The 22,196-nt window shown below is 55.3% G+C and carries 17 protein-coding genes; 6 read left to right on the forward strand and 11 right to left on the reverse strand.

Annotated features, from left to right (window positions below; all coding sequences use genetic code 11):
- Positions 1-8 precede the first annotated feature (8 nt).
- The 5 genes from H6G53_RS07665 to H6G53_RS07685 form a co-directional block, all read right to left on the reverse strand.
- Positions 9-1,943 (reverse strand): esterase-like activity of phytase family protein, encoded by a 1,935-nt coding sequence (locus H6G53_RS07665; RefSeq protein WP_190531818.1) that lies wholly within the window; start codon positions 1,941-1,943, stop codon positions 9-11.
- Positions 1,944-2,115: 172 nt separating this feature from the next.
- On the reverse strand, positions 2,116-3,303 hold the full coding sequence (locus H6G53_RS07670) for an NAD(P)/FAD-dependent oxidoreductase (protein WP_190531819.1): 1,188 nt from the start codon (positions 3,301-3,303) through the stop codon (positions 2,116-2,118).
- Positions 3,304-3,434: 131 nt separating this feature from the next.
- On the reverse strand, positions 3,435-3,665 hold the full coding sequence (locus H6G53_RS07675) for a helix-turn-helix transcriptional regulator (protein WP_190531820.1): 231 nt from the start codon (positions 3,663-3,665) through the stop codon (positions 3,435-3,437).
- A 50-nt stretch (positions 3,666-3,715) separates the two neighbouring features.
- Positions 3,716-3,952 carry a helix-turn-helix transcriptional regulator gene (locus tag H6G53_RS07680; RefSeq protein WP_190353699.1) on the reverse strand — a complete coding sequence of 79 codons (237 nt, stop codon included), beginning with the start codon at positions 3,950-3,952 and terminating at the stop codon, positions 3,716-3,718.
- Positions 3,953-4,002: 50 nt separating this feature from the next.
- Complete coding sequence (locus H6G53_RS07685; protein ID WP_190531821.1) at positions 4,003-4,233, reverse strand: helix-turn-helix transcriptional regulator; 231 nt, start codon at positions 4,231-4,233, stop codon at positions 4,003-4,005.
- 230 nt (positions 4,234-4,463) lie between these two features.
- Here H6G53_RS07685 and H6G53_RS07690 point away from each other — a divergent pair, with 230 nt between their 5' ends.
- On the forward strand, positions 4,464-4,733 hold the full coding sequence (locus H6G53_RS07690) for a hypothetical protein (protein WP_099534438.1): 270 nt from the start codon (positions 4,464-4,466) through the stop codon (positions 4,731-4,733).
- 84 nt (positions 4,734-4,817) lie between these two features.
- On the opposite strand, the gene H6G53_RS07695 is transcribed toward H6G53_RS07690, so the two are convergent.
- Entirely contained in the window at positions 4,818-6,014 is a 1,197-nt protein-coding gene (locus H6G53_RS07695; RefSeq protein WP_199309160.1) for an HNH endonuclease domain-containing protein, read from the reverse strand.
- Between the two features lie 231 nt (positions 6,015-6,245).
- Here H6G53_RS07695 and H6G53_RS07700 point away from each other — a divergent pair, with 231 nt between their 5' ends.
- Both H6G53_RS07700 and msrB read left to right on the forward strand, forming a co-directional pair.
- A complete protein-coding gene (locus tag H6G53_RS07700) occupies positions 6,246-7,025 on the forward strand; it encodes an MlaE family lipid ABC transporter permease subunit (protein ID WP_190354853.1) in 780 nt (259 codons plus the stop codon).
- Positions 7,026-7,226: 201 nt separating this feature from the next.
- Complete coding sequence (msrB, locus tag H6G53_RS07705; RefSeq protein WP_099534448.1) at positions 7,227-7,622, forward strand: peptide-methionine (R)-S-oxide reductase MsrB; 396 nt, start codon at positions 7,227-7,229, stop codon at positions 7,620-7,622.
- A 306-nt stretch (positions 7,623-7,928) separates the two neighbouring features.
- Here msrB and ftsH3 read toward each other — a convergent pair whose 3' ends face one another.
- Positions 7,929-9,767 (reverse strand): ATP-dependent zinc metalloprotease FtsH3, encoded by a 1,839-nt coding sequence (ftsH3, locus tag H6G53_RS07710; RefSeq protein ID WP_099534429.1) that lies wholly within the window; start codon positions 9,765-9,767, stop codon positions 7,929-7,931.
- Positions 9,768-10,057: 290 nt separating this feature from the next.
- On the opposite strand from ftsH3, the gene H6G53_RS07715 reads away from it, so the two are divergent.
- Entirely contained in the window at positions 10,058-11,017 is a 960-nt protein-coding gene (locus H6G53_RS07715; RefSeq protein ID WP_242030803.1) for an LD-carboxypeptidase, read from the forward strand.
- A gap of 156 nt (positions 11,018-11,173) precedes the next feature.
- Here the strand turns inward: H6G53_RS07715 and H6G53_RS07720 are convergent, their stop codons facing one another.
- Positions 11,174-13,483, reverse strand: a complete 2,310-nt coding sequence (locus tag H6G53_RS07720) for a bifunctional diguanylate cyclase/phosphodiesterase (protein ID WP_099534427.1) — start codon at positions 13,481-13,483, stop codon at positions 11,174-11,176.
- A 1,524-nt stretch (positions 13,484-15,007) separates the two neighbouring features.
- On the opposite strand from H6G53_RS07720, the gene H6G53_RS07725 reads away from it, so the two are divergent.
- Together H6G53_RS07725 and H6G53_RS07730 are read left to right on the forward strand one after the other, a co-directional pair.
- Positions 15,008-15,757, forward strand: a complete 750-nt coding sequence (locus H6G53_RS07725) for an alpha/beta fold hydrolase (protein ID WP_347343118.1) — start codon at positions 15,008-15,010, stop codon at positions 15,755-15,757.
- A 796-nt stretch (positions 15,758-16,553) separates the two neighbouring features.
- Entirely contained in the window at positions 16,554-17,369 is an 816-nt protein-coding gene (locus H6G53_RS07730) for a DUF2993 domain-containing protein (protein ID WP_242030804.1), read from the forward strand.
- Between the two features lie 31 nt (positions 17,370-17,400).
- Here the strand turns inward: H6G53_RS07730 and H6G53_RS19225 are convergent, their stop codons facing one another.
- From H6G53_RS19225 to H6G53_RS07745, 3 genes are all read right to left on the reverse strand, one after another.
- A complete protein-coding gene (locus tag H6G53_RS19225) occupies positions 17,401-19,308 on the reverse strand; it encodes a bifunctional diguanylate cyclase/phosphodiesterase (protein ID WP_190354858.1) in 1,908 nt (635 codons plus the stop codon).
- A gap of 771 nt (positions 19,309-20,079) precedes the next feature.
- On the reverse strand, positions 20,080-20,859 hold the full coding sequence (gene grpE, locus H6G53_RS07740) for a nucleotide exchange factor GrpE (protein WP_190405005.1): 780 nt from the start codon (positions 20,857-20,859) through the stop codon (positions 20,080-20,082).
- Positions 20,860-21,308: 449 nt separating this feature from the next.
- The gene (locus H6G53_RS07745) at positions 21,309-22,157 is read right to left on the reverse strand and encodes a DUF1350 family protein (RefSeq protein WP_190355022.1); all 849 of its coding nucleotides are present in this window, start codon (positions 22,155-22,157) and stop codon (positions 21,309-21,311) included.
- Between the last annotated feature and the right edge of the window lie 39 nt (positions 22,158-22,196).

A 22,196-nucleotide genomic window follows, 5' to 3' on the forward strand; every position in this document is an offset into this window, starting at 1 on the left:
GAACCGATCTAGACCAGTAGGAATCGACTGGCGATCGCGCTGGCTTCCGCCGTTGAGCGACCGCGCAACACCCCAATCAGTTCATCACCGCCGCTGAGGCCCGCCGTGCCGTCATTGTCGATGAACAGACCCAGGGCCGCCGCATCTACGGTGGTAATACCGAGAACGTAGGTGGCTCCGCTGGCCAGTTGCAGGCGATCGTCCGTGGGGCTGAAGTCCGTGATCAGGGCGTAGTCACCTAAGCCGGGGTTGCTGTTGTTGGTGTTGCTGTAAAACGCGCCGCTGCTGTTGCCCAACACAAACAAATCGCTACCGGCTCCGCCGACGAGGGTGTCGATTTCGCCAGCGCCCCGGAGACTGTCGAGGCCCGCGCCCGTCAGGGTGTCGTTGCCTTGGTCGCCCGACAGGGAGTCGCTGCCCAGGTCGCCAAACAGTTGGTCATCGCCCTGGCCGCCAAACAAGACATCGACATCTTGGCCGCCGCGCAGGAAATCGTTGCCCTGGTTGCCGTAGAGGGTGTCGTTGCCCTGGTTGCCCGCGAGGCTGTCGTTGCCCTGGTTGCCGAAAACTAGGTTGTCGCCACCCCGTGCATCGAGTCGATCGGCGGCGTTGGTGCCGCGAAATTCTCGCGCTACGGGCAGGGCCTCATCAAACCGAATCAGGCCCAATCGCACGGGGGTGACTTCCGTTTCAAAGGGCACGGTTCCGTTGCCGGGCAGGGTGTCGGCCGCCAAGCCGAAGTCGTTGTCGTTGACGATCGCGAGGGTGTTGGCATCAACCCGCGCCAGGCCTTCGGGTTTGTCCACGTTCACATAGCCCGCTTCGGCGGCGTTCACGAGCAGCCGCTTGGCAACGGGTTCAATGCCGGCCGCTTTCAGTTCTGCGTAGGTTAGCTGCTCGATCGTTTTGCCGGGGGGCAGTTGACGCAAGTTGGCGGGGGAGTTGATGTTGGTCGCGCCGGCCAGGTCGATCTGATAGATCAATTTGTTGGAGCTGGTGTCGGTCAGGTCGTCGCGTTCAATGACGGCAAATTGACCGCCCCCGATCGCCACGGCATCCCCAATTTTGTCGGTGCGGCCATCGCCACTGCGGGTGATGTCATCGAGGATGTAGAGATATTCGGCGGTCACTTCGCGGGTGCTGATGTCCAACTGCACAATCCGCAGGTTGCGCGATCCTCGGGAGGTGGTGTCGGCGGTGCTGTCGGGATTGTCGATCGCGCTTTGGATGAAGGCATAGAGTTTGTTGCCATCCAGCGCCACGGCTTCAAACCCTCGATTGGCCCGGCGCGACCCATAGACGGCGGGTAAGATTTCCGTGCCGAATGTGCCGGCGGGTTGTTGAGCGGCGGCGGCGGTTCCTTGGGGAATGAAGCGGTTGAGGAGTTTGCCGGTGCGATCGAACTGATAGATGGCGGGGCGATATTCATCCACCATCCAGAACGACCCATCGGGGGCCACCACCACTCCTTCCGAGTCAATGCCTACGGGGTCGTTTGTGAGTCGGTTGCCAAACAAGTCCACGGGCACTTCGTCCGTGTAGGCTGCACCGGAGGCGGCCGCTTGCACGTTGGGCAGACCGGTGATCGGGCGATTGTCGGCGGCCTTCAGCCCGATCGTCTCGGTGAGGGCGAAGGTGCGAGTGGCCGGATCCAAGGAAAAGCGAATTAACTGCGGCTGAAAATCGGGCAGCGCAAAGGGGCGCTCGTTGCCGGGCACGTCGCGCAACAGGTTGGTGGGTTCACCATTGGGGCCGCGATCGGTATGGGTCAGGAATTGCAACCGCCCGTTGGCATCTCTTCCCTCGAAGGCTAACCCGGAAAACCCGCCCAGAAAAATCTGTTGACCGGGCGTGGTTTGGGAAGGGTTGCGGGGGTTGGTCGTGGCTGTTGTGCCCAACAGCGGACGGTTATTCCAATCGAAGGTTGAAATTGTGGTGGCCATACAGCACAGGAAACAATGGTGGGCAGAGGCTCCCAAGTGATCGAATCGCGCCTTGGAGCTTGGCCACTCTATCGGTCTGGGCTTAAGCAACCATTAACACTGGATTGCTGTTTGCTTAATCTGCGCATTCCGGCTCAAGGCCACTGACCCCAGAGCAACCGATCGCCTCTGCTCAGACCTGCACCAAGGCATCCCAACGGCGGAGCGTTTTTGCCGATTGCAGCAAGCGCCGAGGGAGCGATCGCCCGGTCAGGAAGTTCATCAACCAGGGGGACTGGTTCCAGCGATTGATCCGACGGGACAGGACAAACTCCTGATCAAACAGTCGTTGCAAGTCGCGATCGTAAGCGGAGAGGGCTGCGCGATCGAACTGGCCAACCCGGATGGCCGTTGCGGCCACGGCCGCCGCCAGCCGCCCCGAGTCGATCGCCTTGGCCGTACCAAACCCCGTTAGCGGATTGCACAGGCCGGCCGCGTCGCCCGCCAGCAACACCCGATCGCCCGATCGGCGGATCTGGGCCGAGCCGCCAAAGGTCATCGGCCAGGTTTCCGGCTCACTGATGGGTTCTGCGGTTGCCAAGCGTTCCCGCAACCAGGGTTTGGCGGCAATCACCTCCGACAGCAACCCGGACAGGCGGGCAGGGTCGTTGCCAATTCGATCGGCCCTAGTGCCCAAGCCAACTTTGAACCGCCCATGGGCCAAGGGAGCGATGAACAAAAAGCCCGGCAAGAGGGGCTGAATATAGTGTGCTTCGATGTGGGGCTGCTCGAAGCCGGCCACGTTGCGATAGTAGCGGTGGAGTGTCAGGGCCCGATCGGTGGGGTCTTCGGTTTGGTTCAGCAACAGACTGGCCACGCGCGATCGGGCCCCATCGGCTCCAATGACGAGCTTGGTGTGCAGGGTTTCCGTTTGCTCACCGATTTTCACCACGGCCGCCAACCGATCGCCCGCCGGTTCTAGGGTCACCAATTCACAGCCCAGCCGCAGATCCGCAGTCGATCGATCCACAAACCCTAACAGCAGGGCATCCATGGCCTGGCGATCCATGGTGTAAATCGGGGCTTGGTCGCCCGGGTGGGGCAAGGGGGGTTGGTAGCGATCGCCCCGATCGCTGAAAATCCAAGCGCCGGCCGGACAGGGCAACAGGTCGGGGCTGGCGAGGAGGGCTGCTGCCAAATCAGGGCGATTGAGGCGATTGAGCGCCGCCAACAGATCCTGGCCAAAGGCGTTGCCGTCCACTTTGTCGCGGGGAAAAACGGCGCGATCGATCAGCACATGGTCAATTCCCCGCTGACTGAGGGTGATTGAGCTGGCCACGCCTGCCGGCCCAGCTCCGACGACTAAAACATTGGTTTCCATAGCAGTGGATTGAAGGGCAAATCTTTTTTGAAGCTTGAATACTGTCTATTGATCTTCTTAGATTGCCCGATCGTCAACTTGCCAAAATTGGAGGCGCTGGGGGCTAAAAACTCAAAAAAATGGGCGATCGGCTATTCCACGATTTCGCCCAAATATAGCCGCACGAAATCCCGCGCTGCTTCTGGATTTAGCCTTTTTAAGGCTGTGACGATCGCCACGATCGTTGCGCCTGTGGGATCGCTCAGCCCATGAACCCAACGATAGGGCACTGATCGCCGCAACCCCAGCTCAATAGCCAGTCGATTTTGGCTGATGTTGTGGATTTTGAGAATTGCTCTCAGTGCTTGTCCGGCACGTCCCATGCCCTCGATCGTCGTAAAGGTTGGAGTTTCCGTAAATGCGATCCCGATCGCTAACGCTCCTCTAAGAATTCGCCCAAATATAACCGCACAAAGTCCCGAGCGGCGGCTGGATCAATCTCCTGAAGTGCCTGAGCCAATTCGTAAACCCGTTCAGCGGTTGGGTCGCGCACCTCGTTGCACCAGCGATAAACGTTCGAGGTGCTAATTTCCAGGGCTGAGGAGACCTTTCCCTGAGTAATTCCGTAAGTCTCGAGGACTTGCTTGAGTGCTTTGCCTGCTTTCCCCATTCCCCAATCTTGCCGTTGTCGTTGAGTTGAACAGTGGGTGGGGCGATCGGCTATTCCACAATTTCGCCCAAATATAGCCGCACGAAATCCCGCGCTGCTTCTGGATGTAGCTTTTTTAAGGCTGTGACGATCGCCACGATCGTGTCACCGCTAGGGTCGCGAACGCCATTGCACCAGCGATATACGGTGGTTCGCTCGATATTCAATCTGGCAGCGAGAGCATACTGACTGACCTCGTGCGAGGTCAAAACTTGCTTTAAAACTTGTCCGGCTTTCCCCATAGGCTCAATCCTCTCAAAAGCCTATAGGTTTCGTAAATTGGCTACCATTTGGACTAGTAAATTGATCGGTTGACGTATACAGATTGGACTATTAAACTTAAGACAAGTCCAAGTAAGTGAGATTTGACAAAGCTGTTGTACATCCCACATTCAACGGGTGATAGAGACTGATGCCTCATTGATCTTGCTTTGCTTGTGCCGACGGCCAATTCATTTCAGGAGGAACGGCCATGACGACTGTAACTGACTTTGTGGAAACGCCGATCGCCCCGGAATCCTTGACTGAGGGGCAATCCGCGCTCGATTCCCTGCCCGCGCGATTGGATGGGCGCGAAACGGTGAAGGTGATGGTGATTGGGTCGCCGCGTGCGGTGGAAAACACGATTCGGGTGTTGTATCTGCGCGGCTTTGCGGAGTTGTATGAGTGGTCACCGATGCAGCCGACCCAAAATCCCGGTGAGGTGATGAGCTTGCTGAGGCGGCTGTTGTCGTTGAGTTGAGCAGTCTAGAGTAAGGCTCGAATTTGACCGATCGCGTTGCTGAGGAGTTGAGCAGCGCGATTCGCGTTATCGCCTGCCAACTATTTATGGTTTGTAAGTCCACTCACCAATAAAGCCTTGCTGGTTAGCGAGGGATAGTAATGGCTCTAGGGTTCGACGATAGGACATTTGAAGATGCTCAAGAATCAATAGATCTGGAGCTGATATTCTCAAGTCTGAGATGTATGAACTGATGTGCTTATCCCATTTTCTCGATGTCATATGCTGATAATGAAAAACAAGAAATTTGTGTTGAAGTCCGATAAAGAAATCCAGATAATTTACACTGGGCAAATGATTAGACTTCATTAGATTTGCACGACTATCAACAGGAATTAGATTCCATGGCAGATCATGAGCCACAAAAGACCATGGCAGAAAATGATCAATCGCAGAGGTCGTATCTTGGAGAGACTGACCAGAGTAGATACAGGATAAATTCTCAGATTGAATTACTGGCTCCCAGAGCTTTGAAATCTGGTCAAGGGAGCTTCTGCGAATAGGAGGAAATATTTTAGAAACAATATTAGGCGTTGATGGGTTTCGCTGTTGCATATACATCAGCCATTGCCAAGTTGCCCAACCTCGAACAATGGGGAAATTTTCCCGAAAGTAAATAATCCAATCTTGATGAAGAATAATAGACTGACAAAATGTTGCTTGATCAGATTTAAAACAATACAATGGCTTGATATCCTGGAATTTTTCTCTAGACAAGTCTACAATTGCTTGGTTGATTTTTGTATCCTTGATTCCGCGCAAAAATTCTTGAAAGAAAGGGTAAATTAGGCGAAAAGGAACATATCGAAGAATATCTTTGGAAATGTCATCTAAATTTTGTGCTTGAATCGATTTTCTGATTGAGTTTCTCTCGAAATTGGCAAGATTGAGAGCCGATTTCAAGAAAACAGGAGCGAGATGATCTAGCTTCTTGGCAATTCGATCTTGGGAGCCAAAAGAGAGCTTGAAGTAACTATGAGGATACCAAGCACTAATTAACATTTCAATAATCACTTCTCTCAAGTTAATCTCAAGAGGGCATTCAAATGCATGGCGCTCTAGAATATCAAGGAGCGATAAAAAGAATAGATATTTGTAAGAGGTGGTAGTACTGTTGAATAGTTGCGAGAGGATGCCAATATTAACCCCGCTCGACTGTGGTAGTTGCTGTGGGATAAAACTAAAAATTTCATCGCTCATTATTTTTGAAGTTAAGTGTTGATTGGAGTTTTTTGAAGCCATCATCGGCTCATGGCTTCCATCACGTATCTTGCATGTTTTATCACGTATCTTGCATGTTTTATTTTGAGTAATCTAAGAAAGCCTTGGCAAGTCATTTGCTGCTTGAATGGAGTGCTTAAATAGTCAGCCCTCAGCCGATCGCCCTGAGAGCAGCGTGGCCGGGCGATCGATGGCCAAGCCAGACAGTCGCCCTAAACTAGGAAGAGTTCGCCCATTCTCCAGCCCGTTCCCATGGCCAATCTTGCGGATTCTCGATTAGGACGGTGGGCCCAGCGCGTGCAAGCGGCCGCCCTAATTGGTGGTCAAACCCTGGTTCACCTCAGCCGTGGCAAAATTCACCGCCGCAACACGATCGAACAAATGCACCTGGTGGGGCCCGACTCCTTGGGCATTGTGCTGCTGGCCGGCGTGTCGATCGGGGCGGTGTTTACGATCCAGGTGGCCCGCGAATTCATCAAATATGGAGCCACCTCCGCGATCGGGGGTGTGATGGCAGTGGCCATGGCGCGGGAACTGTCGCCGGTTTTTGCCGCCGTGATTTTGGCCGGGCGAGTGGGGTCGGCCTTTGCGGCGGAAATCGGCACGATGCGCGTGACGGAGCAAATTGATGCGCTTTATGTGTTGCGCACCGACCCGATCGACTATTTAGTCGTGCCTCGGGTTTTGGCCTGTTGCACCATGCTGCCCCTGCTCACGGAATTGGGGTTGCTGGCGGCCATGCTGGCGGGACTGACCATTTCGGAACTGGGCTTTGGCATCACCCGCTACGAGTTTCTCGACTCCGTGAAAACCTTTTTGGAAGTGCGGGATCTGTTTTGCGCTGCCATCAAAGGCGCTTGCTTCGGGGGGCTAATTGCCGCGATCGGCTGTGGTTGGGGTCTCACCACCAGCGGCGGGGCCAAGGGCGTGGGCCAAGCCACCACCTCCGCCGTGGTCACCTCTTTGCTGGCGATTTTGATTGCCAATTTCTTTTTGTCCTGGCTGATGTTCCGCAGTGCTCCCACGCTCTAGGCGTAATTGATCAGCGCGGTCGATCGGTGCAGTTGAATGGTCACCAGGTGCTGCGTCAAAAATCCCAATTTTCCTGAAATCTCTGGCGCGGGATGGGGCTTTTTCGATCGGGTCAGCTCGCCCCAAGAAATCTGTCACAATAGAAGGGATTTCTGGCGCAAAACAGCCGCCGTTTTTAACCCCCCAATTTCGTTCTTGATCATGGCTTTTAAGATTCAAAAAACCGATGCCGAATGGCAATCGCAACTGACTCCGGAACAGTTTCAAGTGACGCGCAAGCATGGCACGGAACGCGCGTTCACGGGAGAACATTGGGATAACAAGGCTCCCGGAACCTACAACTGCGTTTGCTGTGGAACGCCCCTTTTTATTTCAGATACCAAATATGATTCGGGAACTGGCTGGCCCAGTTTTTGGCAGCCGATCGCCCCGGAAAATATTGAAACTCAGGTCGATCGCACCCTGTGGATGACCCGCACCGAAGTGCATTGCGCCAACTGTGGGGCCCACTTGGGCCATGTGTTTGAAGATGGCCCGCCGCCCACCGGTCTGCGCTATTGTATGAATTCTGCTTCCTTGAAATTTGAGCCAAATTAAGGGCCAGATTAAGGGCCAAATTGAGCTTGAATGGCGATCGGTTGTTCTCAGTTGTGGTTGAGTGATCGCTGAGGTTTCGATCAAACCGTTTGATTGGGTTTTTGGGTCTTGTTTCTCGATCGCATTTTGAGCTAAGAAAAAATCCCCCGCAATCGATCGACTGTGGGGGATTTTGCTTGAAGATGAAAGCTTTGCTGAATTCAGGCCATGAAGTTTAACACTGATTCTGAACTTTGGGGGTGATTTCCAGGTCAATTTCCTGTGATCACCCCCCTTGAATTGCAGCGCTTCAGGGCAGGTTGCAATCTAGGCGATCGCGGCCATTTTCACATCGCTTTCGTTCAGCAGGTCTTGCAATTCCTGGGCATCAACGGTCTCTTTTTCCACCAGCATTTGAGCCAGGCGATCGAGCACGGAGCGGTTTTCTTGCAGCACTTGCTTGGCGCGGCGGTAGGCTTGATCCACCAGGTTGCGGACTTCCTCATCGATCGCGGCGGCCGTCTCTTCCGAGAAGTCGCGCTCGGAGGCAATGTCGCGACCCAGGAACATGTTGCCTTGCTGGCGACCCAGGGCCACCGGGCCCAGGCGATCGCTCATGCCAAAGCGGGTCACCATTTGGCGTGCCACACGGGTCACCTGCTGCAAGTCGTTGGAAGCGCCCGTGGTCACTTCCTCTTCACCGAAGATGATTTCTTCCGCCAGGCGACCGCCCAGGGCCACCGCCATTTGGTTTTCCAGATAGGAACGGGAATAGAGACCCGAATCCATCCGATCTTCGCTAGGCGCAAACCAGGTCAAACCGCCGGCCTGACCGCGCGGGATGATGCTGATTTTTTGCACGGGGTCGTAGTCGGGCATCAGCGCACCCACTAGGGCGTGGCCGGCTTCGTGGTAGGCCACCAGGGTTTTGCGCTTTTCGCTCATCACGCGATCTTTCTTTTCGGGGCCGGCCAAAATCCGGTCGATCGCGTCGTTGATTTCGTCCATCGAAATTTCCGTCAAGTTGCGACGGGCGGCCAAAATTGCCGCTTCGTTCAGCAAGTTTGACAGATCCGCACCGGTAAAGCCGGGGGTGCGGCGAGCAATCCGCTCCAGATCCATATCCTTCGAGAGGGACTTGCCGCGCGCGTGGACACCCAGAATTTCCAGGCGGCCGTTGAAGTCGGGGCGATCGACCACCACTTGGCGATCGAACCGGCCGGGACGCATCAGCGCCGCATCCAACACGTCGGGGCGGTTGGTGGCCGCAATCACAATAATCCCCGTGTTGCCCTCAAAGCCGTCCATTTCGGTCAGCAATTGGTTCAGGGTTTGTTCGCGCTCGTCGTTGCCGCCGCCGAGACCTGCGCCCCGCTGACGACCCACCGCGTCGATTTCATCGATGAACACAATGCAAGGGGCGTTTTGCTTGGCCTGCTCAAACAGGTCGCGCACGCGGGACGCACCCACACCCACGAACATTTCCACAAATTCCGAACCGGAGATGCTGAAGAAGGGCACACCCGCTTCGCCAGCCACAGCCCGCGCCAGCAGGGTTTTACCGGTTCCCGGAGGGCCCACCAGCAGCACGCCCTTGGGAATCTTTGCACCCACGGCGGTGAAGCGATCGGCATTTTTCAGGAAGTCCACCACTTCCGTCAGCTCCAACTTGGCTTGCTCAATGCCGGCCACGTCGTTGAAGGTGATTTGGGTTTGGGGTTCCATTTGCACCCGGGCCCGCGATTTGCCAAAGTTCATGGCCGGGTTGCCCGCGCCCCCTTGGGCCCGCCGCAACAGGAAGAACAAACCCACCAACAGCAGAATCGGCAGGAACAGGCTGCTCAGGGCCCGGAACCAGAAGCCTTCGTCGCTGGGCGGTTGCACGGAAATATCAACGTTGTTGCTGGTCAGAATGTTGATGATTTCCGGGTCGTTGGGCAGGTTCACCAACACGGTGCTGCCGTCTTCGGTGGTGGCCAAGGCCCGGGAGCGATCGGCGCTAATCCGCACGCGATCAACCTTTTTAGATTGCACTTCCTGCACGAATTGGCTGTAGCGCCAGGTTTCGCGGGTTTGGGGCTGTCGATCGAAGAACGCTGTACCCAGGGCGATGATTACGATCGCCAACAGGGCATAGAGTCCGGCATTTCTCCACCGTTTATTCACTGGTGCATCCTCCTAAAAGGCGTTCTGCCAGGGCGTTTGTTATGCCAGGGCTGTACTTGCCGTAGCTCAAAAATTAACTGGTTGTTAACTAATGTTAACGCAATGGCTTCCAGTCCGTCGCCATGGCTGCTATTAACGATTATGCGGATTTCCGACTCAGGATGGGTGTGGACGAAATCGCTTGGTGGGTGTAACAGCGCGATCGCCCCGCAGACTAAGGGTTATGCGGTCGTCGCCGCCAGTCGGTCTAGCCGGTCTAGCCGTCAGTGGGTTGAAGTGTTTGGGGAGAAATGAAGGAAATGCAGGCATTTGGCGGCCCGAGGGCCACAGAATTTCCGATGCCGCTGGAGCCGGGCGATCGGGCGTGGGTGATTGCCCCCAGCGGGCCAGTTTTGGATCCGGCGGCGATCGCCCGGGGGGTGGAAATTTGGCAAGACCGGGGCTTTCGGGTGCAGTTTGCGGCCGGTTGGGATGCGCAAACGGGCTTTTTGGCGGGCACTGATGCCCAACGTCGATCGCAACTGGCGGCGGCCTTGGCGGATCCCGGTTGCCGAGCGATCGTCTGTGCGCGGGGGGGCTATGGTTCGGCCCGACTGCTGGAGGATTGGGATTGGCCGCTGTTTGCCGGTCGAGGGGCGGGGCTGATGGTGGATCCAGCGCGATCGCCCCTGTGGTTGATTGGGTTTTCAGACATTACGGCCCTGCTGTGGAGTTTGGCCCGGCAGGGGGTGGCGGGTGTGCATGGGCCCCTGCTCACCACCTTGGGCCAGGAACCGGCCTGGACGGTCGATCGCCTGTTTAATCTATTGGCCGGTCAGCCCCTGGAACCGCTTCAGGGTCAGGGTTGGGGCGGTGGGGCCGTGGTGGGTCGCCTGTTTCCGGGGAACCTGACGGTGATTGCCAATTTGCTCAATACGCCTTTGCAGCCCGCTTTGGAAGGGGCCATTTTGGCGATCGAGGACGTGACGGAATATCCCTACCGGATCGATCGGCTGTTGACCCAGTGGCGTTTGAGCGGTCTGTTGCGGGCGATTGGGGGCATTGCGATCGGCCATTTCACCGCCTGCGATCCGCCGCCCAACCGGCCCAGTTGCTCCATGGCGGAAGTGCTGCGCGATCGGCTGGGAGATTTGGGCCTGCCGATCGTTTCCGGGTTGCCCTTTGGCCATGAACCCCCGAATGCGGCCTTGCCCGTGGGCACGCTGGCCCGGTTGGATGGGGAGGCGGGCACGCTGGAACTCTTGAGCTAGGCAATTGGCCCGGCGCGTCAGTCAAGGGGCCAAGGGGGCGGGCAAAGTACACCTTGAACCCACTGCTCAACGAATCGGATCTCCATCCTGGATCCCCATCTTGGATCCCCATTGAGGAGCAGGGCCCGGTTGAGTTTTGGGGTCTGGTTTTGGGGTCTAGCGATCGTCGCCCCGCAAGGCCAAGGGCGATCGGGGTAACTCAAAGGTTTTCAGCAGCAATTGCCCCGTCGCTTCCCCATCGATCGGGCGGGAAAACCAATAGCCCTGACCATAGGAACAGTCCATCGATTGCAACTGCCGCAACTGCTCGATCGTCTCAATCCCTTCCGCCACCGTATCCATCCCCAGGGATTCCGCCAGGGCAATAATTGCCCGGACAATGGCCCAATTGCTTTCCTGGTCTGGACTGCGGGTGACAAAGGAGCGATCGATCTTGATGGTATCGATCGGGAAGCGTTGCAAATAGCTGAGGGATGAATAGCCCGTGCCAAAGTCATCAATGCTCAGTTGAATGCCCCGATCGCGCAGTTTCCGCAACAGGGCCTCCGCCGTTTTGGCATCCGCCATCACCACGCTTTCGGTAATTTCCAACTTCAGGTGCTGCGGCGGCAGTCCCGTTTCCGCCACAATTCCTTCAATGGACTGGGCCAAGTTGGGCTGGGTAAACTGCCGCGCCGACAGGTTCACACTCACACTTAGCCCGGCCCACCCATGGGCCGATCGCAGGCTGGGAATGGCCTGTAACCAAACCATCATTTGCTGGCAAGCTTCCCGCAAAATCCATTCGCCCAGGGGAATAATCGTGCCGGTTTCTTCCGCCATGGGAATAAATTCCGCCGGACTCACCAACCCCCGATCGGGATGATGCCAACGCACTAGGGCTTCCAAGCTGGCAACCCGGCCCGTAGCCAAATCCACGATCGGTTGATAAGTCAGGAAAAATTCTTGCCGCTCCATGGCCCGGCGCAAATCGCGCTCCAGGTGCAGTTGCGCAATCACCCGCTCGCGGAAGGAGCGATCGAACGCCGCGTAGCAGTTGCGGCCCAACTCCTTCGCCCGATACATGGCCAAATCTGCATCCCGCAGCACATCCCCCGGCCGGGCATATTCCGGCGTGCCGAACGCAATGCCAATGCTGGTGGTGATGGTGAATTCGTGGCCATCCACATCAAAGGGAGCTTTCAGGGCCAACTGCACCCGCTCGGCGGCGCGGGTGGCAATTTCCGGCTGATCCAAATCCGTCAGCAAAATGGCAAATTCATCGCCCCCCAGCCGCGCCACCGTATCCTGGGGCCGCACGCAGGTGCGCAACCGGTTCGCCAGTTCCACCAAGAGCCGATCGCCACAGAGGTGACCCAAGCTATCGTTCACCACCTTGAAGCGATCGAGATCTAAAAACAGCACCGCAAAATGGTGATTGCGTTGGCGACGGGCGATCGCCATGGTTTGACCCAACCGATCGATAAACAGGGCCCGATTCGGCAGCCCCGTCAGCGCATCATGGAGCGCGTCATGCAGCAACCGCGACTCCACCAACTTGCGCTCATGGATATCCGCCAAGGATCCCGCCATCCGCAACACATGGCCCCGCCCATCCCGAATCGCCAACCCCCGACAGAGCACCCAGCGCACGGAACCATCCGCATGGCGAATGCGATGCTCACTTTCAAAGTGGTCACTGCGGCCCTGCAAGTGGGCATCTAGCTCCGCTCGCAATTGGGCTTGATCATCCACATAAACCCGATCGAGCCATTCCTGGGGTTGGTCACCCACTTCCGAATCGCGGTAGCCCAACAACGCCTTCCATCGGGGCGAAAAATAAACCCGATTGGTCAAAAAATCCCAATCCCACAGCCCGTCATTGGCCCCCCGCACAGCCAACGCGTACCGCGCCTCACTTTCCCGCAAAGCCGACACCAATTGGGATTGTCCCAAGGCCACCCCCGCCTGCACCGCAATTTGTTGCAACAAGTCCTGCTCGAAGGGTTGCCACTGGCGCGGCCCCTGGCAATGGTGAGCCAACAGCAGTCCCCACAATCGGTTTTGAGAGCGGTCTGGCTCAATCACCGGCTGCAAAATTGGTACGACCAAATTGGCCTGCACACCGAACTGGCGCAGCAGTTGGCGATGGCAAACCGAAATCCGAGCGGTTTCCACATCGTCAATGGCCGAGGTGCGCCCTTCAAGATATTTCTGGTGATAGTGGGTCGTGAAGCAGGGGTCGGAAACGGTTTTGCCCAACAGGGAATAGGGGCCATTGCCGGTAGCCTCCACCACAAAGGAGCCTTGCCGCTGTGCATCGAATTGGTAAACCAAGACCCGATCGCACTGCAACATCCGCTGCACTTCCGTGACCATGGTTTGCAGGATCGTATCCACCCGTGATGACTGGTGAATTTTGAGGGCGATTTCTGCGAACAGTTTCGATCGCCAGTATTGACGCTGTAGCTCGACTTCCGCCTCCATTCGATCGATCACATCCTACCCAGTCTTCATTGAGTTAAACGTTTGATTAAACTGCTCAAATTGGTTCTGTTTTGAGCATTAGCGGGCGATCGCCTGACGAAATCATGACAGCAGCCACCGCCCAACCTTGATGAGCATTCGATGGTGATCCTAACGAAAGGGGGTTGCTGAAACCTCAGCTCAGTGCCTTCGGGCGCAGAATAGCAAATGGGTTTTGAGCCATGGCAATGATGGATCAAAGGCTGTCTAGGGTTTGTGATGGCTAGCTGGGAGCCAGTCGCCTCTCCGGGGTTGAGGTAGAGAGTTTGGGCCCGGCTAACGAAACCGGTGTCTTAGGGTGGCACTGGGGCTGGGTGAGGGTAATGGTGGTTTGAGAGTAACGATTTTGATGCGATCGTAATCGACAAACCCAATTCAAGAAAAGGCGGCCGCGCGATCATTCCTTTCGTTAACCCCTTGATTTACGTTGATTTACGCCACGCTCCTCTAAATGTTCCCGCCAAGCGCCTCCAGCCCATCCCAAGTCGCTTCCCCCACACCGAAAGCGACCATTTGATCATTTGATCGGGTCAGCCCATTCCAGACAGGTCACACCTAAGCCACTTTTCAACGCGAAAGTATCTTAGGGTGTCGTCCTATCCTCCAAAGCCTAGTCTAAAACCCTGTGAATCTTTTAATGATCATGGTTAATAGGCTGAAATAGATCTTCTGTTTATTCAGTCTCCAATCAGGATTGTCTTCTTTGTGGCGGAGCGTTACGATTTCAATTCAAGGGTCATGGTCGATCGGTTGGGATCATGACTTTAGATGGCGCATGGCTAGAGGGATCTTAAGTAAGATCAGCAAAAAATCTTGACTACTTCAGGAAAAAACACTGAGATCAACAAAAATCCTGAAGTGATCTACCCGATTTTGATGTCTCAGATTAATCTTTTATATTAACGCAATTATAATACTTTTTTGTTTTTGTCTAATTTTCATTGAGCTTTCATGAGGCTTTTCTTAGGTCTTTACTGGAAATTTATAGGATTTATGACAATATTCTATCAAGATTTGATTAATTTTGCAATAAGATTTCGTGAATCACAACTGCTTCAAAGTTACTTTTAAATTGCTTTAAAGCCGACTAGATATTGATTCAAGATTAATCAAAAATTGACTGCAAATTAACTGAGAATCGATCCAATTGCGGTTGAATTGAATACTGGTTAAGTCTTGATTTGGTATTTGTTTAATCTTTATTTGATATTTGATCAAAACTTAATCCGATATGACCTCAATCTAGAAATTTCTTGAGCTTTGATTGGGTTTTGGGGATTGACAAGGCTTGGGTGGGGGGCAGTTGCCGCTGCGGAAAAGCAACCCAATTTTGAGGCAGACTATTGTTGGAAGCATTTGGGGACAAAAGTTCATCAGCCCCGAGAATAATAGTTCAAGACTGCCGCTAACGATTAAACTTCAGCCATGTCGAATCAGTCGGGTTTCCCCTTTTCGTTCGCAACGTTAGATAATCAGCCCTTTCAAGTGGTTGCCACACCCGATCGCTCGCGGGCGGTGCTTTGTTTGCATGGCTTGGGGGGTGGGCCCTATGAAATGCGACCGTTAGCACCGTTGTTGTTGAATTTGGGATGGACGGTGGAGGCGATCGCCTATCCGGGCCATGACCAACCGGGCCCAAAAATGCCCAACTCCCGCTGGGAAGATTGGTATCAGGCGGCGGAGACGGCGTTCGATCGCCTGGCTCAGTCCCATGCTCAGGTGGTGGTGGTCGGATTTTCCACGGGCTGTCCCTTGGCGTTGCGGCTAGCCCTCCAGCGATCGATCGGGGGGTTGGTGCTGCTGAGTCCGTTTATGGCAATTGTTCGCCCTGCGGCCTGGTTGCCCTCGGCGGAACAGTTGTTGCCTTGGGTTTATCCGCTGCTGAAGGAAGTGCCCCGATCGGCCTTGGCCATTGCGGATCCGGAAGGACGGGCGGCGGCCGATCGCGTAGCGCCCTATCGCTCCTTCCATCTGGGCGCTGTGCAGAGTGCGTTGGCGCTGATTCAACAAGTGCGGCCCCGGTTAGGGGAAATTACGGTTCCGACGCTGATTGTGCAACCGAAGCGCGATCGGGTGGTGAATCCTCAAGGTGCGCTGCAATTGTTCCAATCCCTGGGTTCCTCGTCCAAGCGTCTCTGCTGGCTGGAAAAATCAGACCATATCCTAACGCTGGACTATGATCGCGATCAGGCATTTCAAGAAATTGCCACTTTCTTTGAGCAGCTTCCTGCCTAAATTTCCTGTGCTTCAAGGGCGATCGGGTTGGGAATTTGCTGAGCTTGTGCTGCATGGGGCTGAATTTGTGCCGTATCCTATGGCCCCGTTTGGAGCAGTTGTGAGCGAGGCTGTGGTGGCCCGTTGGCTCCCCGTTGAAAGCTGAAAGTTGAAAAGGCAAATTGGCCCAAAGACTGGGGTCAGGCTATTAAGAGATGGCTCGCCCTTGACCGTGCCAAAATTAACCATCCGAATTGCTTTTATGGAATTTCATGGAATTTATAATATTGTCTTTATTGATGCCATTGATTGTTTTTTCTGATATTAAATCCAATACGAAATTCCGTGATTACAATCGAAAAAACTGGATCTCAGGACTTTGCTCAGGATTTTGACTCTTGGAAAATGAGCAATGAAGCAAGCCTGAAGCGAGTGCTGATCCAAAAATTTCTGAAATTAAATTCAAATTTAAGGCCAATGGGATAATCAAAACTTCAGGAAACAATTGTTAACTGGACTACCAAATATTGAAATAATGACCAAAATTTTGAGCCGTAAGAACGGTCAGCGCCAGTATTTTTGATTGGGCAATTTAAGGAATGTGTTGTTTTTCGTCACGTTCTGTCATAATAATTTTAAAAGATTCTTAACAAAGACCGCTGAATCCAAGTAATCAACCCCAAGTGGTCTGCGAATCGGGCAGGAAACTGAAAAATGCCATGGGTGATGCGTGGTTGATGCCAGTCCCCCGGTGCAAGATCCCAACGACTGATCGCTGGCTGAAATGATGTTTGGATCGATAACTAGGTTTTCGAGTATGCCAAGTGCCGACTGGGGCGAACAGTTGCTGAGTGTTGTGGCTACTCAGGTCATCCGCCACCTGTTCACCGCGAGCGATCGGGTGGAGGTGCGGGTGGAATGTACACCTCAGATCAAGTTGCTGCAAGGCCAGGTCGATCGCTTCCAGATGTCTGGCTCGGGGCTGGTGATTCGCCATGCCTTCCGCACAGAGGCCATGGAATTTGAGACCGATGCGGTGTCGATCGACTTTGCGGGCCTGTTGCAGGGGCGGTTGTTGCTGCGTCAACCCACCCAGGCGATCGCGAAGGTGGTGTTGCTGGAAGAGGATATCAACCGGGCGTTCACGGCTCCCTTGGTGGTGCAACATTTGGAAAATTTGCCGCTCCAGGATTGGCAGGACTTGCCCGGGAGCGGGCTGGCCAAGGCTGAAAGCGTTTCGTTCCAATCGATTCAGGTGCGCTTGTTGGCCAGCAATCGAATTGCCCTCAGCGCCCAGGCTTGTTTTGGGGCCGATCAACCGGTGCCGATCGCCCTGCAAGCGACCTTGGGCATTGAGCGCCGTCGGCGGTTGCGGTTTTTGAATTGCCAATTTGATCCCGATGGTTTGCCCGATCGCGCGGCTCTGGGCGAAGAAGCGATTACTCTGGCGGCCTCGGCCAGTGAGCGGCTAGGCAAAGTTTTGGATCAGTTGGTGGATCTCGATCGCTTCAATCTGGATGGGGTGACCCTGCGCATCAACACGATCGAAACCCGCGGCCAACAATTGGTATTTAGCGGTTGGGCCCAGGTGAACCATGTGCCGGAAACGACAACTCCGGGATTGGTGGCCTAGTGGCCTAGGAGCTTTAGCCGAAGGGGTAACCCTAGGGGGCTTGGGAGTTCACCGGATAATCCGAGTAATCCTCTGCAAAATCGTCTCTGTAGTCTTCACAGTCTTCGCAGTCTTCGCAGTTTTCTGAATAATCTTGCCGGTAGTCGCCATAGTCCGGGTAATCTGGGGCCGCGCCAAGGCGGGAAATGGGGGGCGCGGCGATTCCTTCAACGAGGTTGAACCGATGATTCAGCAAGCTGGCCACTCCGGAACCGCTGACCGGCGGCGAAAACCAATAGCCTTGGCCATATTGGCAACCCAAGGTGCGTAGCTCACGGGCTTGGGCGGAAGTTTCGATGCCCTCGGCCACCACGTTCATGTTCAGGCTTTCTGCCAGGGCCAAAATGGTGCGGGCGATCGCCACGTTGCGCCCATCGGACTCGATCGGGGCCACAAAGGCCCGATCGATCTTCAGCGTATCGATCGGCAGTTGATGCAAACGACTCAGGGACGAATAGCCCGTGCCAAAGTCATCAATGCTGAGTCGAAAGCCCAATTCCCGAAACTCGGCCAAGGTGGCGGCGATCGTATCTTCGCGATCGAGCATCATGCTTTCGGTAATTTCAAACCCAATCCAACTGGGATCAATTTCCTCTCGAACACAGATCGATCGCATGTGCTGAGCCAGGTTGGGTTGGGCCAACTGTTGCACCGACAGGTTCACCGCTACGGTGATCGGTCGCCCGGCCCGCAAGCCCGAATTCCAGTAGCGCAGGTGGCGACAGGTCATTTCCAGTACCCATTCCCCAATTTGGCTGATCACCCCGCTTTCTTCCGCGATCGGTACAAATTCCGCCGGAGAAATCAGGCCCCGTTGCGGGTGATGCCACCGAATCAGCGCCTCAAAGGCCTTCACTTCCCCGGTTGCCAAGCAAATGATCGGTTGATAGTAGGGTTCCAGTTCCCCCCGCTCGATCGCCCGCCAAAGTTGATTTTCCAGTTGCAAGCGTGCCACCGCCCGATCGCGCATACTGGGATCAAACACCACCGATTGGCTCTGGCGTAGGGTCTTTGCCCGATACATCGCAATATCCGCATCGCGCAGCAGTTCCTCCGCGTGGCGATAGGCCGGTTTGCCCGGCCCCGTGCGGCTAAACACCACCCCCACACTGGCGCTGGCAAAGATTTCCATCTCATCGATCGTGAATGGATCACTGAGCGCCGCATGAACCCGCTGGGTCACGGCCTCGGCTGTTTCCAACTGCCGTACCTGCTCCACCAGCACCACAAACTCATCCCCGCCCAACCGGGCCACCATCCCCTGCTGAGGCAAGGCCGAAACCAGCCGCCGAGCAATCATTTGCAACAGGCGATCACCCGTGCCGTGGCCGTGGCTGCTGTTCACCAGCTTGAAGCGATCCACATCCAGCAACAACAGCGCAAAATCCAATTGCTCTCGATCGAGCAATGACTGCACCCGCTCCGCCAAGGCCCGCCGATTGGGCAGCGCCGTCAAGGGGTCATAGAGCGCGTGATATCGCAGCCAGCTTTCCGCCTGCTCATGGGCCGTGATGTCGTGGCAGTTCACCACCACTCCCCGCACCGACGGATCATCCAACAAATTGGTCGTGACCGCCTCCAGTAAATTCCAGTCCCCATTGCGGTGGCGCACACGGTAGCGAACGGGGGGCTGACTCAACCCCGGTTCCGCCAGGGAACGCAACAGGGTTTGCAACACCACCTGCACATCATCCTCATGAACGAAGGTGCTGAGGTGATGGTTAACTGCCTCCTGGGGGGAATATCCTAAAATCCGCTCGGCCGAAGGGCTAACGTAGCAAAACGTCCCTTGCTGATCAAGGATGACGATGATGTCACTGGCATTGGCCAGCAAAGACTCAAACCGATGGTTATTTCCTGGAGACACAGAACCATAGGAAGGTTGAAGGGAGTCAGCCACGCGAGAGCGCCCTCAGAATTTGCCACGTCAGTCGTTGTACCAAGAGCAGATGGGGATTAAAGATTAATCGCAACCCACCCAGTGAGTCCTCTGGATAATTTAGAGGTTACCGGTCGTCTATGGGGCACCGGTCGTTGCTGGTGTCGTGACCATCCGGCTGCACTCATTTCCCCACAACCGCCCCCTGGGCCCGGGTAAACCACCACAGAGAATTCCCGGGGCGATCGCCCAAGGTCTGCATTGTTAACAGCGAGTTAACAGCGAATGAATGAGAGTTCCATGAACTGGAGGCCAAGGGATGGAACTGACGCTGATTGAGCGGGAGTGATAACAGCTCCACGGCAGCACCCGATTCTGGAAACTCAGGCTAGCAGGTATGCGGGTTGTCCAGCTCACTAAGTGAATTATTCATCAGCATTTCTTAGCCAGCCTATGACAATCGGCATACCTGCTAGCCGCTGAGATACCAAACATTGCACGAACATCAAAAGACTGACACCCTGACAGTCAAACTCTAACGCAGATTCGCGCTGATTGGAAGCAGCCTCCGAGGGCTTCCGATAAGTGACCAGGGGGGCGCAAGAGCGCGATCGAGCGTCGGTAATGCGGACAGTTGCAACGATTTGGAGTGCTTTGGATCACCACGGGGTCACGATGAAGTCACTCAAAAATGGTACTGGGATCATTGCTAAATGCCCACTCATTCAGGGCAAAACAGCCCCGAGATCAGCCGGTAATGGGTCTGTGATCAGCCCACGATCGACTATGGGATCACTGCACGATGCTGACCTGGGCCCGATGCAGCAAACGGCCCTGATGACGAAAACCGGGCATGGTTACTTTGACGCGATCGCCCGGTTGAGCATGACCCCAGGCTAATTGATGCCATTGGGGGTCATAGACCACTTCTTCCCCGATCGGGGCAATTTGTTCAACGGCCCAATGTTCCAGCAACTGATCCAGCGGCCGCAACAGGGGCAAGAGATTGGTGGCGGGAATGTGGGGATTGTGCTGGGCGGCGGCAACGGCCTTATACCAATTCAGCAGCCAAGGTTCCAGAATTTGCAAGCTCGATCGCTGGAATTCCGCCAACAGTTGCTCTCGTTCGCTTTCCAGGCGAGTTTTCAGCCGGTGATATTCCTGCTGAAGCTGCACCAACTCGGCCGCATGAACATCAGGAGCCAACCGCTGGGCCGGGGATTGGTCGGAGGCGGGCTTGGTGTTGTCGGCATTGTTCGCCATGCCCAACAGATCGATCGGGGTGACGTTCAAGGCCTTGGCAATCCGCCCGATCGCATCGAGGCGCAAGCGATCTAAATTGCCTTGCCGCAACAATCGCACCTGATACATAGAAACCTGTGCGGCATCCGCCAAGGCTCGCCAACTGCGCACCTTGGCCGTCACCATCCAACGTTTCAGCAACCGCTCCCGATCGCTCATTAACTTCTCGTACTTTTGCTTGAGTCCTTTACTTGGGCCCCGATGGGCCGCCAATTGCTCCAAACAAGGGCCCTGTCCCTTTCGCTCTTCCCTGGCGCTGGCCCTAGCCAATGGGCTAGCTGCAAGCTCAGGAGCGGATTTCACCCATATCCTACCAGAATGAGCGAAAGCACCCCCGAAAGCCGCTGAACCACCCAACGCAAAGCGCCATCCTTTACATTGCAACTTGCAACATTGCAGCTTTCAACATTTCAGCGTTCAAATATTTCAACTTGCAATATTTCAGCTTTCAACCGGCTAGCGGCCTGAGCCGGAGATCCTCGATCGCTGGCTGCCCATCCTCAGCCCGTCCCCACGCCAAGACCGGGGATAAGCGGCTGCTCATCCTAGGGCTGGTTGTCAAATCGCCTGAAACCCTGATTCCGCCGTTGGCAGATCGTGAGAGACAAGGGGCTTAAGCCCCTTGTTACAACGACTGGGATATGGAAAATCAATCGTTTCCGCCTGATCCTAGGAAATGACGACAGCCCCTAAACCGATTCAATCTGACTCAGGCCGATTCAGGCCGATTCAAATGGATTCAGCCAACGCAGCAATTCTTGGCTGAGGCGATTTAGATCGCGATAAAAAATTTCTTGCTTGGCCCATTGCCCGATCGCGTCGAGGGGGCTGAACGCGCCGCCGGTTTTCCACTGAATATCCTGGCCCAAAGGGGTGAGGTGATTTCCCGGTAGCTCCTGCAAGGCTAACCAACCGGGAAAGCGTCGTTGCAAAATGGGAGCCAATCGGCTCGACTGATCCAAATCATCGGTGGCAAAACGAATGAGCAAATTGCGACGAATCCCGTATTGGGCGGCGATCAATTGCTCCGTTTCCGTAGGCGAGGGGGTGAATTCCGCATTCAGCCGCTTATCAAACACATCAGCCGGAACAGCCCCAGGCACAGCGCGGTTAATCGACTCCAGAACGGGGCCGAAGCGATCGAACAGGGGAATTGCCCGTTGCGCCGAATAATTATTGAAGGCCATCAGCGCATTGCCGGCCCGCTCCACCTCAAAGATGCTGCCAATGAGCAGATGCAGCTTGCAGCCCATGCTGTGGCCCAGACCATAGACCGGGATCGATCGCCGCCGCAGTTGACCATGGCGATAAAGCCAATCGATGGCGCGATCGAACCGAATCAGCGCATCCTCCGCGATCGCCTCATGGTCAAACCCAGAATTGACAAAGGGCGTGGCGATCGTTCCGTAACCGCGATTGGCCAGCCGCTCCAGCAACCAGCGGTAGGTGAACTGGGGAGCCGCGCCCACAAAAGCCCCGCCCAAGAAATGAATCACCCCTAGCGGATTCGCCGGGATCAGCACCCAAGCTCCGTTTAATTCACGCCACTGTGCTGCCTGTCCCGCCATCGATCGCCCGTCCTGTTGCCCGTTGCCAAATCCTTGGCA

Source organism: Limnothrix sp. FACHB-406 (assembly GCF_014698235.1).
Lineage (GTDB): Bacteria > Cyanobacteriota > Cyanobacteriia > CACIAM-69d > CACIAM-69d > CACIAM-69d.